The sequence below is a fragment of the Serratia marcescens subsp. marcescens ATCC 13880 genome (genome assembly GCF_017299535.1).
Classification (GTDB): Bacteria; Pseudomonadota; Gammaproteobacteria; order Enterobacterales; family Enterobacteriaceae; genus Serratia; species Serratia marcescens.
Map to the genome: position 1 here is coordinate 2,749,983 of NZ_CP071238.1, position 14,500 is coordinate 2,764,482.

Genomic DNA, 14,500 nt, shown 5'->3' on the forward strand with positions numbered 1-14,500 from the left:
ATGGAAACGCTGTTGGAAGTGCGCAACCTGAGCAAAACCTACCGCTATCGCACCGGGCTGTTCCGCCGCCAGCACGTCGAGGCGGTGAAATCGGTCAGCTTTACCCTGCGCGAAGGCCAGACGCTGGCGGTGATCGGCGAGAACGGCTCCGGCAAATCCACGCTGGCGAAGATGCTCTCCGGCATGGTGGAGCCGACCGCCGGCGAACTGTTGATCGACGATCATCCGCTGGAATTCGGCGACTATCGCTACCGCAGCCAGCGCATTCGCATGATTTTTCAGGATCCGAGCACCTCGCTCAACCCGCGCCAGCGCATCGGCCAACTGCTGGACGCGCCGCTGCGGCTGAACACCGATCTTGAGCCTGCCGAGCGCGAGCAGCGTATCAACCAGACGCTGCGCCAGGTCGGCATGCTGCCGGATCACGCCTACTACTATCCGCACATGCTGGCCTCCGGGCAAAAACAGCGCGTCGCGCTGGCGCGTGCGCTGATCCTGCAGCCGAAGGTGATCGTCGCCGATGAGGCGCTGGCCTCGCTGGACATGTCGATGCGCTCGCAAATCATCAACCTGATGCTGGAGCTGCAGGAAAAACACGGTATTTCCTATATTTATGTCACCCAACATCTCGGCATGATGAAGCATATCAGCGACCAGGTGCTGGTGATGCATGAAGGGGAAATCGTCGAACGCGGCAGCACCGCCGAGGTGTTGGCGGCGCCGCTGCACGAATTGACCAAGCGTCTTATCGCCAGCCACTTCGGCGAGGCGCTGACCGCCGATGCCTGGCGGCGCGACGGCGGCCGCTTCTGAGTCACGCCTTCACCTACAAACCCGCTGCGGCGGGTTTTTTATTGCGGTACGCGCCTGCCGCTTAGCAAGAAAACGCACATACAAATTACATTCTTGTTATATATCCTTATATTTTATTCCTTTCAGTTATTGATTAGTCCGTAACATTATTTTATCTCGCCAGGGCGATCGGTGAGGATATCCCCTACGTTGAGTCTCTCATACGACAGGATATCGCACTGATGAACAGCCTTCGCCATCGCCGCCTCACGCAGCTTCTGCTCACCCTGGCCGCCGGTTTCTCTGTTTATGGCCACGCGCTGTGCTGCGATGAGCTGCGCTAAATCCGCCTTTCGCCCCGCCTGGGGGCATGTTGCCTCTTTGTCCAGCCGCCGCTGCCGTACGCCGCGTTGGCTGTTGATCATGATTAAGGATTGACCCTATGGAACGACTCCGTCGACAACATAATGCCCAGTGGTATCACGAAACCCAAAGCAGCGTGCGGGGCGATGCGCCGCTGGAGCCTCAGGCGGCCACCCTTCGCGATCGCTTTCTGCTGGGGCTGGGCGCCTTCGCCGATGAAGCCTTAAACAATGCGCTCAGCGCTCGCGCCGGGGTGTTCAACGCCTCATTGGCCGGCTACCATGCGCTGTTTCCCGATCAGGTGCCATTATCACGATACGTGACAATGTCACCCTACGATCGCCTCAGCACCGCGTTGACCGTCGCTCAGGTGACGGGCGTGCAGTCGCTTTGTAGCCACTATGCCGCCCGCCTCGCCCCGCTGCACAGCCCGGACGCTTCCCGGGAAAGCAATATCCGCCTCGCCCAGATCACTCAATACGCCCGCCAGCTTGCCAGCCAGCCCACGCTGATTTGCCGCAAGGCGCTGCAACAGCTTGGCGACGTCGGGCTGAGCCCGGCGGATATCGTCACCTTTTCGCAAATCATCGGTTTTGTCAGCTATCAAGCGCGCGTGGTCGCGGGCGTCGCGGCGTTGGCCGGCCGGCCGGCGGCGGTGGTGCCCGGCTTCCCTAACGTCGAAGACGCCGTTGGCGTCGCTTTCAGTGCCGAAGAGTTAAGCTGGACCGCGCGTCTGCCGCCGATCGACACGGAAGCCGCCGCCGCCGAACAGCTTGACGTGCTGGATCAGAGTCACCCGCAGGCGCGCGCCGAATCTTATTATCTGCTGTTGGCGCACGATGCCGCCGCATTGCGCGAGCGTAACGGGGTGTTCAACGGCATCAATGCCGAAGGATATGGGTTATCGAGCCGCCTGAAGGCGCTGGCGACGCTGGCGGTTTCGCGCATCAACGGCAGCCATTATTGCGCGGCCACGGTGACGCAAGAGCTCCAGGACGACGGACTGGCCCAGGCGCTGTTCGCCGGGCTGCCTCAGGGGCTGGCATTTACCGAGGATGCCGTCAAACGCGCGGTGATCCACACCGCCGCCGAGCTGACGCGCGCACCGGAGAAATTTACCCCGCAGAGCGTGCAGCCGTTGTTCAACAGCGGCCTGAATCAGGCGCAGGCGCTGGAAGTGATCCTCACCGCCGCGCTCTACGCTTGGGAAAATCGCCTGCGCCAAACGTTGGGCGATGCGGAACCGGTACAACCGGCGCTGTGATCTGTCATCACTGAGTTGACGGCTAACGTTCTTCGCCGTTAACTCCCCCCTTCTCTGTTTTGGCGAAAAACTTCACCAAAATATAAATTGATAAAGCAAAAATCCAAACACACTTCATTTATCAGGATTATGATTCGTTTTATTCTGCCACCGGCGAAACACAGGGTTCGTCAAAATTATGTCTGCAAACAAAGCAATAGGCAGATTGCGCCATCGCTCAATTCTGTAACCGTTCTCATCGCAGAAGCAGTAAAACAAGGTTTTAACCCTGCTAATTATAGATGGACTCATTAAAACCCCTAACCTTTCAGCAGTGGTCGTCTTGCTATTTAGTTTCTATGATTAAGCCGATAGCGGCGTTGTGATGACCCATTTTAAATATTCAACAAAGATAAACGCTCGCCGTTATTCTCATTATTTTCAATTTTCTATCACAGCAAAAAATATTGTGAGGTAACCCTATGTCTGAACAAGAACTTAAATCCAGCAACAGTATCGTTAACGTGATTGTCGTCATCGATACCGATGCCCTGATAGAAGCATTCGAGAATAACAATCCCAGCCAGGACGCCGGCAACCCGACGGGCATTGGCCATCAATACGCCTATATGGTCGTCACCTCCGAACAGGTGATCGGCGGCTCCGGCACGGCGGACCTGAACTTTAAGGCCAATGTCGGCGACGTCATTCGCTGGACCGGCACCTCAGAATCCGCCAATTTCGACGCCAGCGTGCTGATCTACGGGCTGCCGCAGTTCGGCAGCGGCACCCAGGTTTTCTCCAACCCGACCTTCAAAATGTACACCCGCAGCTCGATGATGCCGGCGCAAAATACCGTATTCCCCGTCAGCTTCACCAACCAAACCTATTGGTTTATACAGGCAGACATTACCAATACCGGTACGGAAAACTATTGCATTCAATTTGGCCTTTATTATCGGCCAAACGGCGGCGATCAGAAATTACTGGGTTATTTCTATTGGGATCCGACCATTACCATCAGCAATTAACATAATTTCATCGGCCGTTAGAGAAAACATGATGATGGCCCCACGGGGCCATCATCATGGCTGGAACGTCGGATAAACATAAACGTCTCTATTCCTTTTGCCGACGCAGCCACTCGCTGGCGGCGTCGAAGAATTTTTGCGCCAACGGCGTAGCGCGCTCCGCCATATCGACCACCACCGCCGCATGACGCGGCATAGCGCCGATGGCCACCGGGCGCCGCTGCAGCTCGGGCATCAGCGGCGATTGCAGTTGGCCACGCGGGAACAGCCCGCAGCCCAGGCCGACGAAAATCCCCTCCAGCAGTTGGAAGATCGACGCGGTCTCGAGCCGCGTGTGCAGCGTCAACCCGGCGTCGCGGAAGTGCTGATCGAGATAGCGGCGGAAATAACGCGTCGGTTCGGCCAGGCACAGCGGCAAGGCGGCCACCGCCTCCAGCGGCAACGGCGTGTCGCCCACCAGCTTAGGGAAGTGTTGCGGATGAAATACCAGCTCGACGCCGGTTTCCACCAGCGGTTGCGATTGAAAATGCAGTTCCTTCAGCGTCGACAGCTCGAAAAAGCCGATGCCGATGTCGACGGTATGCGCCGTCAGCGCCTCCAGCAGTTGATCGGCGCTCAGCACCGCCAGCCGGTAATCAAGATGCGGATAACGCTCGCTGACCGCCTTGAGCATTTCCGCCACCGAGATGCTGCACTGCGGCACCACGCCAAGGCGCAACGTGCCGTGCAAACCGTGCTTGAGCGACTCCACCTCCAGCTTCAGTCCCTGGTAAACCGAGACAATCTCACGCGCCCACGCCAGCACCCGCTCGCCTTCGGCAGTAAAACCGCCGAAATGGTTGCCGCGGTTAATCAGCGAAACGCCCAGCTCTTTTTCCAGGTTTTTCAATCGCATGGACAGCGTCGGCTGGCTGACGAAGCTGGCCTCCGCCGCTCGACCGAAGTGGCGTTCCCGTTCTAAATTACACAAATAAATCAGTTGTTTAATATCCATAGCGCGGCTCAATGATCGGCATTCGCGCTCAGTATACCACCGGGCGTCGTCGCTCGCCCGGTGAGTCAGAGCTTCAGCTTCATGTAATCCATCAGGCGCGAGAACACGCCGCCCTGCGGCACCGCCTGCAGCGCCACCAGCGGCAGGGTTTTCACCACCTGGCCATTATCGCTGATGCGGATCTGGCCAACGGTTTGTCCTTTGTTGATCGGCGCTTCCAGCCGCGCGGCATTGATCACGTACTGCGCCTTCAGTTTGTCCGCCTCGCTTTTCGGCAGGCTGAGCGACTGTTCTTGCGCGCTGCCGACCGGCAAGCGGTGGCTTTCGCCGTACCAGACCGGTTCGTCCCCCAGGCTCTGGCCGGCGCTGAACAGGTGCACCGTGGTAAAGTCGCGCAGCCCCCACGTCAACAGCTTACGCGCCTGTTCCTCGCGGCCTTTGGAACTTTTGCCGCCCATCACCACGGCGATCAGGCGGCGATCTCCTTCGGTAGCGGAGGCGATGATGTTGAAGCCGGCCGAGGCGGTGTGCCCGGTTTTCAGGCCGTCGACGTGCAGGGTCTTGTCCCACAGCAGGCCGTTGCGGTTCTGCTGCGTGATGCCGTTCCAGGTCAGCGATTTCTCGCTGTACATATGGTATTCCGCCGGCTCGCTCATGATGATGGCGCGCGCAATCACCGCCAGATCGCCGGCGGTGGTGAACTGCCCCGGCGCATCCAGCCCGTGTACCGTTTCGAAATGGGTGTTCTGCAGGCCCAGCTGCGCGCTCTTCTCGTTCATCAGCTTGACGAAGTTGGCCTGGCTGCCCGCCACATAATCGGCCATCGCCACGCAGGCGTCGTTGCCGGAATCGATGATGATGCCGCGGCTGAGATCGCGTACCGTGACCCTGTCACCAGGCTTCAGGAACATTAGCGAGGAGCCTTTGAACACCGGGTTGCCCTGCGCCCAAGCGTCTTTCCCCACGGTGACGACATCGTCGAGGCCAATCTTATGCTGGTCGAGCGCGTGGTCGATCACCAACCCGGTCATCAGTTTGGTCAGGCTGGCCGGATTGCGCCGCTCGTCGGCATTGCCGGCGGCCAGCACCTGGCCGGTGGTGTAATCCATCAAAACGTAAGAGGCGGCGTCTATCGCCGGTGGGGTCATGGTGGGAAAATGGGGCGTCGTTTCCGCCGCCTGCGCCGCTAAAGGCAGTAATATACCGCCGATCACCACTGATACTGAACGCTTCACGCTGTGTTCCTCAGGCCCGCAGGCTGAATAAAATGCCAATATAATCCGCGAGATAGACTGCATGAATTCACTTTCAGACGAAACCATTACTCTTTTGCAGCGGGTGTCTTTATGCAACCATTTGTTTAGGTCAGCGTCCGCCTGCGATAGATACGCTCTATGCCGCCATTGCACCATTCGATTAGACGCCCGCCTGCCGCGCTCCTAAACTTGTGACATAAATACGCAAAACGCATAAAAAAGCGTTTACTTTTTAGCTACAACCACCTGCGAAGTGTCACCATGAAATTCAAACCGTCAATCAAGCCTTATACCGGCCCGGCGGGCGGCTGGGGTTCGCTTGAAGCCACCACCCGCTTTGTCCTCGACAGTAAACAAACGCTAAAAAACATGCGCAACCTGATGCGCGTCAACAAGGCGCGCGGCTTCGACTGCCCCGGTTGCGCCTGGGGCGACGACAATCACAGCACCTTCAGCTTTTGCGAAAACGGCGCCAAAGCGGTCAGTTGGGAAGCGACGCGCAGCGCCGTCGAGCCTGAATTCTTCGCCGCCCACAGCGTCAGCACCCTGCAGCAGCAGAGCGACTATTTCCTCGAGTATCAAGGGCGCCTCACCCATCCGATGCGCTACAACGCCGAAACCGACCACTATGAGCCTATCCATTGGCCGGACGCGCTGGCGCTGATCGCCAAACACATCAACGGCATGGACAACCCGAACCAGATCGAGCTGTATACCTCGGGCCGCGCCAGCAACGAAGCGTCGTACCTTTATCAGCTGTTTGGCCGCATGCTCGGCACCAGCAACTTCCCCGACTGTTCCAATATGTGCCACGAAGCGAGCGGCGTTGGGCTGAAGCAGAGCATCGGCGTCGGCAAAGGCACCATCCGCATCGATGACTTCGAAAAGGCCGACGCCATCTTCGTGTTCGGTCAAAATCCCGGCACCAACCACCCGCGCATGCTGCACAGCCTGAAAAACGCCGCCCGACGCGGCGCGCGCATCGTCAGCTTTAACACCCTGCGCGAACGTGGGCTGGAAAGGTTCGCCGATCCGCAGGATCCGGTGCAGATGCTGACGCCAAAGTCCTCGCCGATCAGCTCTTCCTATTACCAGCCGAATCTGGGCGGCGATATGGCGGCGGTGCGCGGCATGGTGAAAGCCCTGCTGGAAACCCACCGTCAGCGCCTCGCCGCCGGTGAACCCGCCCTGTTTGACCTGGCGTTTATCGAACGGCACAGCGTCGGCGTAGAGGCTTATCTGGCGCAGGTGGACGCCACTGAATGGCGGACCATTACCGCGCAATCGGGCCTGAGCGAAGCGCAATTGCGCCAGGCGGCGGCCACCTACCAGGGCGCCGAACGGGTGATCTGCACCTGGGCGATGGGCGTGACTCAGCATAAGCACTCTATTGCAACGGTGCGTGAAATCACCAACCTGCAGTTGTTGTTCGGGCAACTGGGCAAACCGGGCGCCGGTCTGTGCCCGGTACGCGGCCACAGCAACGTCCAGGGCAACCGCACCATGGGGATCGATGAGAAGTCGCCGAAGGCGCTGCTCGACAGCCTGGAACGCCACTTTAACTTCACCGCCAATCGCGCGCTGGGCCACAACACGGTGGAAGCGATCGAAGCGATGCTGCGCGGCGAAGTGAAAGTGCTGATCGCGCTGGGCGGCAACCTGGCCGCCGCGGCGCCGGACACCGAGCGCACCGCCCGCGCCCTGCGCAACTGCGATTTGACGGTGCATATCAGCACCAAGCTTAACCGCAGCCACCTGGTGACCGGCAAAGACGCGCTGATCCTGCCGACGCTCGGCCGCACCGAACTGGACATGCAGGCCAGCGGCTCACAGTACATCACGGTCGAGGACTCGTTCAGCATGGTGCACGCCTCGGAAGGCATCGGCAAACCGCTGGCGGATACTCAACGTTCGGAGACGGCGATCGTCTGCGGCATCGCCGACGCCGTGCTGGGTACGCAACAGCTGGACTGGCTGGAATTGGCCGACGACTACTCGCTGATCCGCGATCACATCGCCGCCACCATTCCCGGCTTCGAGGATTTCAACCGGCGCTGCGAGCAACCCGGCGGCTTCTACCTGGGCAATGCCGCCGCCGAACTGCGCTTCGCCACGCCAAGCGGCAAGGCGGAATTCAGCGACGCCGCGCTGCCGACCACCCTGTTCCCGCAGCTGGGCGGCGAGCAAGCGCCGTTTACCCTGCAGACGCTGCGCTCGCACGATCAGTACAACACCACCATCTATGGTCTGGATGACCGCTACCGCGGCGTTTACGGTCAGCGCGAAGTGCTGTTCATCCATCCGGAAGATCTGGCGGCGCTGGGCCTGCAGGATGGCGAACGGGTAGAGATAGAAACCCTGTGGAACGACGGCGTGGTACGTAAGGTGGATGGATTCAAGCTGGTGAGTTACGACATTCCGCGTGGCAACCTGGCGGCCTACTACCCGGAAACCAACCCGCTGGTGCCGCTGGCCAGCTTCGGCGACGGCACCGGCACCCCGACGTCGAAGTCGATCCCGGTGGCGATTCGCCGCAGCGAGCAGCAACCGTCGCTGCGCATCGCCTGAAAACGCGCGCCCGGTTCACGCCGGGCGCGCCAATATTTCCAGGATAGTCTGCAATTCCTCGGACAGCTGATGCCGCCGCCAGACGAAATAGAGATCGCTCACGCCCTCCTCGCCCATTTCCACCACCTTCAGCCCCGGCGCCGGCAAGATCAGCGGCAGCAACGAGCCGGGCACGCAGGCGACGCCGCAACCATCCTTCACGCAGGCTGCCATCGCGGCATAAGATTCCATTTCCAGCGTCATGCGCGGTTTCAGCCCGCGCGAGGCCAGCCAGTGATCGACCTTCAGCCGGAACGAGCACTCGCGGCTGAACGTGTAAAACTCCAGCGGCGCCAGCGTGGCGGCGTCGGGTTGCCCGACATCCGCCGGCATCAGCAGCACCAGCCGTTCGTCAAACGCCTTTTGGCTAGCCAGCAGCGGATGCTCAATCGGGCCGTCGGTGATCGCCAGATCGAGATCGCTGTCGATCAACATGCGTTCCAGCACCAGCGAGTCGCGGCTCAGCACGTTGATGTGCAAATGGGGCTGTAAACGGCGCAGCCGGGCGATGCGCGCCGGCAAGTGACTGACCAGCGAAAAATCCAGCGCCCCGAGGTTCAGCAGCCCATGCTGTTGCTCGCCGGCGAACAGCTGTTTGCTGCGCTCGGCCTGCGCCACGATGTCGCGCGCCTGCTGGTAGAACAGCCGGCCTTTGGGATTCACGTACAGCCGGTTCTTGTCGCGGAAAAACAGCTCGCCGCCCAGCGACTCTTCCAGCTCGCGCAGCCGCAGTGTGACGTTGGAAGGCACGCAGTGCAGCTCACGGGCGGCGGCGGCGATGGTTTTGTGTTCCACCACGGTGCAGAAAAACTTCAGCTGGCTCAGCTTCATCTATCCTTCACTTTTAGTTAGTGTTTTAGTTAAAAACAATCACTTTAGATTAGCATCGATTTCACCTACAGTCTGTCGACACCCTGAGGAGGATCACTGATGCCACTGAATGACTTACTGACGCTGCCCGGCGTGGCGGCCCAACCGGATACGGTAACCGACGGTTACGTGTTCAACCACACCATGATCCGCGTGAAAGACCTGACCAAAGCGTTGGATTTCTATACGCGCGTGCTGGGCTTTACCCCGGTCTATCTGGAAGAGTTCAAAGAAGCCGCCTTCACCATCTGCTACCTGACGCGCAGCCCGCGCGAGCAGATCCCGCAGGATGACGACGAACGCAAACGCTGGGCGCTGAGTCAGCCGGGCATTCTCGAGCTAACCCATAACCACGGCACCGAAAATCAGGCGGATTTCCATTACCACAACGGCAACGGCGAGCCGCGCGGCTTTGGCCACCTGTGCGTCACGGTGCCGGACGTGCGCGCCGCCTGCGAGCGGTTTGAGCGCCTGGGCGTCACCTTCCAGAAACGCCTGCATGAAGGCCGCATGAACTACGTGGCGTTCATTCGCGATCCGGACGATTACTGGATTGAAATCCTGCAGCCGACGCCGCTGCGGGACTGATTGTCCCACGCCCTTCACCCCGGCCTGCGCGCCGGGGTTTTTCATCGTTCGCCCTTCGATTGACCATTCTTGCGCAAAATCGCGCGGCAACGCGGGGTTCCGTGACGTTAGGCTTGCTCGCAGCGGGTGATTCGCGTAAAACTGTCAGCCGCAAATCTTGCCACTCACAACCCATTCACTGGACGATATGTTTCAAGATAACCCGCTGCTGGCGCAGCTTAAACAGCAACTTCACTCTCAGACCCCGCGCGTTGAAGGCGTCGTGAAAGGGACTGAGAAAGGCTTTGGCTTTCTTGAAGTAGACGGTCAAAAAAGCTACTTCATTCCACCGCCGTACATGAAGAAAGTCATGCACGGGGATCGCATTATCGCCACCCTGCACACCGAGAAAGAGCGCGAAATCGCTGAGCCGGAAACCCTGGTCGAGCCGTTCCTGTCGCGCTTCGTCGGCCGCGTGCAAAAGCGCGACGATCGCTTGTCCATCGTGCCCGATCATCCGTTGCTGAAAGAGGCGATTCCGTGCCGCCCGGTGCGTGAACTGACCCACAACTTCCAGGCCGGCGACTGGGCGGTGGCGGAAATGCGCCGTCATCCGCTGAAAGGCGATCGCGGCTTCAACGCCGACCTGACCCACTTTATCACCGACGGTGAAGACCATTTCGCCCCGTGGTGGGTGACGCTGGCGCGTCACAACCTGGAAAAAGAGGCGCCGGAGATGCAGGCGCTCAGCGAGCCGGACGCTGCGCTGGTGCGTGAAGATCTGACCGCGCTCGAATTCGTCACCATCGACAGCGCCAGCACCGAGGACATGGACGATGCGCTGTACGTGACCGACAACGGTGACGGTTCGCTGCAGTTGACCATCGCCATCGCCGATCCGACCGCTTATGTCGAACAAGGCAGCAAGCTGGACGATATCGCCCGCGTGCGCGCCTTCACCAACTATCTGCCGGGCTTCAACATCCCGATGCTGCCGCGCGATCTGTCGGACAACCTGTGCTCGCTGCGCCCTAACGAGCGCCGTCAGGTGCTGGCTTGCCGCGTGACCATCGCCGCCGACGGCGCGCTGGGCGAAGATATTCAGTTCTTCGCCGCCGAGATCGAATCCAAAGCCAAACTGGTGTACGACGAAGTCTCCGACTGGCTGGACGGCATTGCCGGCTGGCAACCGCCGAGCGACGCCATCGCGCAACAGATCACCCTGCTGAAGCGCGTTTGCGATGCGCGCAATGCCTGGCGCCACCAGCATGCGCTGGTATTCAAAGATCGCCCGGACTACCGCTTCGTGTTGGGTGAAAAAGGCGACGTGCTGGAGATCGTTACCGAGCAGCGCCGCAGCGCCAACCGTATCGTTGAAGAGTGCATGATCGCCGCCAACGTCTGCGCCGCCATCGTGCTGCGCGATCGCCTGGGCTTCGGCGTGTACAACGTGCACACCGGTTTCGATCCTGCGCTGGTTGAGCAAGCGGTCACCGTACTGCAGGCCAACGGCGTCGAAGCCGAAGCCGAGAAGCTGCTGACCCTCGACGGTTTCTGCGAACTGCGCCGCCATCTGGACGCGCAGCCGACCCAGTTCCTCGACAGCCGCATCCGTCGCTTCCAGACCTTCGCCGAGATCAGCACTACGCCGGGGCCACACTTCGGTCTGGGTCTGGAGGCTTACGCCACCTGGACATCGCCGATCCGTAAATACGGCGATATGGTCAACCATCGTCTGCTGAAGGCGATCATCAACCAGCAGACGGCGGAAAAACCGCAGGATGACGTGACGGTGCAGCTGGCGGAGCGCCGCCGCCTGAACCGCATGGCGGAGCGCGACGTCGGCGACTGGCTGTATGCCCGCTTCCTGCAGGACAAGGCCGGCACCGATACCCGCTTCAACGCCGAGATTATCGACGTAACCCGTGGCGGCCTGCGTGTGCGCCTGCTGGACAACGGCGCGGTTGCCTTCATCCCAGCGCCGTTCATTCACGCGGTGCGTGACGAGATGCAGTGCAGCCAGGAAACCGGCACCGTGCAGATCAAAGGTGAAGTGGTTTACCGCCAAAGCGATACCTTGCAGGTCACCATCGCCGAAGTGCGCATGGAAACCCGCAGCGTGATCGCCCGCCCGGCGGCCTGAACGCCAGCCTGAAACGGTCGCAACGCAAAGCGCCGGCGGTGAGAACCGCCGGCGTTTTTTTTCGCCCGCGCTCGCTAGCGCAATGGATCGCCGCCGGTTTCACGCAGCAAGGGCAGCACCGCCAGCGAAGCCAGCGTCGCCAGCATCAGGTAGACGGCGGGCGCCAGCAGCGAGCCGCTCAACGCGATCGACTGCGAGGCGATATATTGGGCGAAGCCGCCGAAAATCGCCACGCCGAGGCTATAGACCAACGCAAACCCCAATGCGCGAATGCGCTGCGGAAACAGCTCCGAAATCATCAGCATGGTCGGCACCGAGCCGAGCGTGGTCAATCCGACCAATATCGCGACAATCAGCAGCAGCACCGCCGGATGCGGCGCGGCGCTCAGCCACCAAAACGCCGGCAAGGCCACGATCAAGATAGCGATGCGCGAGCCCCGGATCAGCGGCAAACGGCCATAGCGATCGCACCAGTGCCCGACCAACAGGCTACCGCCGAAGGTCACCAGCCCCGCCAGCAGCATCGCGGCATAGCCGTAGGCTTGCGGCATGCCTAAGTATTTCACCGCGTAAGTGCCGAGATAATACATCGAGATGTAAGTGGCGACGGTAGCGCCAATGGTCAGCATCACGCCAAGCACCACCGCCCGCGAGTGCCGTCGCAGTTGCGCCGGCGGTTCATGGGCCCGCGACACCGGCGGCCGGTCGCTTTCCAATCCGAGACGCAGCCAACAACCGAGCGGCGCCAGCGCCACGCCGATAAAGAACGGAATGCGCCATCCCCACTCGGCCATGGCGTTCGGCTCGCCGGAAAGCACCGGCAAGGCCGCGCTGAGCGCCAGCGCGGTGACGCCGCCGACCACGGTGGCGATGCCCTGCGTCGCCAGCGACCAGCTGGAATAGAAGCCTCGCCGGTTAGGTGGCGCCGACTCCACCAGCAACGACATCGATGCCCCCACCTCGCCGCCCGCCGCCACGCCCTGGATCAAACGCGCCGCCACCAGGGTGACGGTTCCCCAATAGCCGGCGCTGGCGTAAGTCGGCGCAAAACCGATCATCGCCGTGCCCAGGCTCATCAAGGAAATCGTCAGGATCATCGCCGGCTTGCGGCCATGGCGATCGGCATAGGCGCCGATCAAAATGCCGCCCAGCGGCCGCATGAAAAAACTGACGCCAAACGTGGCGAATGCCAACAGCAACGCCAAATTAGGATCGCTCGACGGCGGAAAGAACAGCACACTAATATAAATGACGAAGAAGTTATAAATACCGAAATCGAAAAATTCCAGCGCATTGCCGAAGGAGGCGGCGAAGATGACCTTTTTGCCACCGACCTTCGGGGCCGATATTATTTCCGTTTGGGTTTCAGCCGTATTTTCACTCATCATTATCTTCCCTGTTATTATTTTTCGCGTTTATTTTAAATAGGCTTCAGCCAATGCCCCCCAATACTGGCTGCCGGCCGCCAGGCAGCCGTCGTTGAAGTCATATCCCGGATTGTGCACCATGCAGCTGCCTTCGCCGTCGCCGTTGCCAACGATCAGGTAACAGCCCTGCGGATGCGCATCGAGCATAAAGGCGAAGTCTTCGCTGCCCATCAGCGGCCTGGCACCGTAGTGCGCGCGGGCGGCGCCGAACTGCTGCTCCGCCACGCGGTGGGCGAAACGGGTCATCGCTTCGTCGTTGACCAACACCGGCGTGCCGTTAACGTGTTCCACCGTCGCGTGGGCGCCGAAGCTTGCCGCCTGCGCCTCGATCAGCGCCGGAATGCGCGCCAGCAGCGTAGCGCGCGCCTGGCGATCCAGCGAGCGCACGCTGAGCTTCATCTCCGCGCTGTCCGGGATCACGTTGGCCGCCTCGCCGGCCTTGATGCTGCCAACGGTGATCACCGCCGCCTCCAGCGGATCGATATTGCGCGAAACGATGCTCTGCAGGGCGACGGTGATATGCGAGGCCACCAGCACCGGATCGACCGCCAGCTGCGGGATGGCGCCGTGGCCGCCGCGCCCCTGCACCCGCACGTTGAATTGATCCATCGAGGCCATAAACGGGCCGTGTTGGAAGAAGAACTCGCCGAGCGCCATCCCCGGCATGTTGTGCATGGCGAAGATGGCGTCGCAGGGGAAGCGTTCGAACAGCCCCTGCTCCACCATGCGCGCGCCGCCGTTCAGCATCTCTTCCGCCGGTTGGAAAATCAGGTGCAGCGTGCCGTTGAAGTTGCGCGTTTGCGCCAGGTAGCGGGCGGCGCCGAGCAGCATGGTGGTATGGCCGTCATGGCCGCAGGCATGCATGCGGTTGGCCACGCTGCTGCTCCAAGGTTTGCCGTTGTTTTCCTCGATCGGCAAGGCGTCCATATCGGCGCGCAATCCGAGGCGTTTAACGCCGTCGCCCACCCGCAACGTCCCCACCACGCCGGTGCCCGCCAATCCGCGGTGCACCTCATAGCCCCACGAACTCAGATAATCCGCCACCAGATCGCTGGTGCGGAACTCTTCGAAACCCAATTCAGGGTGCTGATGAATATCGTGCCGAATGGCCGTGAGCTGAGGTAAATACCCTTCGATGATTTTATTTATCATAATTAAATTCCTTTCGTAGCTTTATTATTTATTTGATGAATAATTAAGCCCGTGG

General features: G+C 60.4%; 12 protein-coding genes. 6 read left to right on the plus strand and 6 right to left on the minus strand.

The window, feature by feature from the left end; all coding sequences use genetic code 11:
* Window positions 1-813 (plus strand): putrescine export ABC transporter ATP-binding protein SapF, encoded by an 813-nt coding sequence (sapF, locus tag J0F90_RS13135; protein WP_004930589.1) that lies wholly within the window; start codon window positions 1-3, stop codon window positions 811-813.
* A 146-nt stretch (window positions 814-959) separates the two neighbouring features.
* On the opposite strand, the gene J0F90_RS13140 is transcribed toward sapF, so the two are convergent.
* Complete coding sequence (locus J0F90_RS13140) at window positions 960-1,217, minus strand: hypothetical protein (protein WP_033640157.1); 258 nt, start codon at window positions 1,215-1,217, stop codon at window positions 960-962.
* 17 nt (window positions 1,218-1,234) lie between these two features.
* Between J0F90_RS13140 and J0F90_RS13145 the strand changes: the two genes are divergently transcribed.
* Entirely contained in the window at window positions 1,235-2,419 is a 1,185-nt protein-coding gene (locus tag J0F90_RS13145) for a CMD domain-containing protein (RefSeq protein WP_016927548.1), read from the plus strand.
* A gap of 461 nt (window positions 2,420-2,880) precedes the next feature.
* Entirely contained in the window at window positions 2,881-3,429 is a 549-nt protein-coding gene (locus tag J0F90_RS13150; RefSeq protein WP_015378018.1) for an inclusion body family protein, read from the plus strand.
* 88 nt (window positions 3,430-3,517) lie between these two features.
* On the opposite strand, the gene J0F90_RS13155 is transcribed toward J0F90_RS13150, so the two are convergent.
* The gene (locus J0F90_RS13155) at window positions 3,518-4,423 is read right to left on the minus strand and encodes a LysR family transcriptional regulator (RefSeq protein ID WP_016927547.1); all 906 of its coding nucleotides are present in this window, start codon (window positions 4,421-4,423) and stop codon (window positions 3,518-3,520) included.
* Window positions 4,424-4,488: 65 nt separating this feature from the next.
* Window positions 4,489-5,658, minus strand: a complete 1,170-nt coding sequence (gene dacD, locus J0F90_RS13160) for a serine-type D-Ala-D-Ala carboxypeptidase DacD (RefSeq protein WP_033640156.1) — start codon at window positions 5,656-5,658, stop codon at window positions 4,489-4,491.
* A gap of 282 nt (window positions 5,659-5,940) precedes the next feature.
* Between dacD and J0F90_RS13165 the strand changes: the two genes are divergently transcribed.
* The gene (locus J0F90_RS13165; RefSeq protein ID WP_016927545.1) at window positions 5,941-8,247 is read left to right on the plus strand and encodes an FdhF/YdeP family oxidoreductase; all 2,307 of its coding nucleotides are present in this window, start codon (window positions 5,941-5,943) and stop codon (window positions 8,245-8,247) included.
* 15 nt (window positions 8,248-8,262) lie between these two features.
* Here the strand turns inward: J0F90_RS13165 and J0F90_RS13170 are convergent, their stop codons facing one another.
* Window positions 8,263-9,117, minus strand: a complete 855-nt coding sequence (locus J0F90_RS13170; protein ID WP_033640155.1) for a LysR family transcriptional regulator — start codon at window positions 9,115-9,117, stop codon at window positions 8,263-8,265.
* 99 nt (window positions 9,118-9,216) lie between these two features.
* Between J0F90_RS13170 and gloA the strand changes: the two genes are divergently transcribed.
* Both gloA and J0F90_RS13180 read left to right on the plus strand, forming a co-directional pair.
* Window positions 9,217-9,744, plus strand: coding sequence for a lactoylglutathione lyase (gloA, locus tag J0F90_RS13175; RefSeq protein WP_016927543.1), 528 nt, complete (start codon window positions 9,217-9,219; stop codon window positions 9,742-9,744).
* A 187-nt stretch (window positions 9,745-9,931) separates the two neighbouring features.
* A complete protein-coding gene (locus J0F90_RS13180; protein WP_033640154.1) occupies window positions 9,932-11,866 on the plus strand; it encodes an exoribonuclease II in 1,935 nt (644 codons plus the stop codon).
* Window positions 11,867-11,940: 74 nt separating this feature from the next.
* Here J0F90_RS13180 and J0F90_RS13185 read toward each other — a convergent pair whose 3' ends face one another.
* Together J0F90_RS13185 and J0F90_RS13190 are read right to left on the minus strand one after the other, a co-directional pair.
* Window positions 11,941-13,251: an MFS transporter gene (locus J0F90_RS13185; RefSeq protein ID WP_033640153.1), complete on the minus strand. Its 1,311-nt coding sequence runs from the start codon at window positions 13,249-13,251 to the stop codon at window positions 11,941-11,943.
* A 30-nt stretch (window positions 13,252-13,281) separates the two neighbouring features.
* Window positions 13,282-14,445 carry a M20 aminoacylase family protein gene (locus tag J0F90_RS13190; RefSeq protein WP_033640152.1) on the minus strand — a complete coding sequence of 388 codons (1,164 nt, stop codon included), beginning with the start codon at window positions 14,443-14,445 and terminating at the stop codon, window positions 13,282-13,284.
* Between the last annotated feature and the right edge of the window lie 55 nt (window positions 14,446-14,500).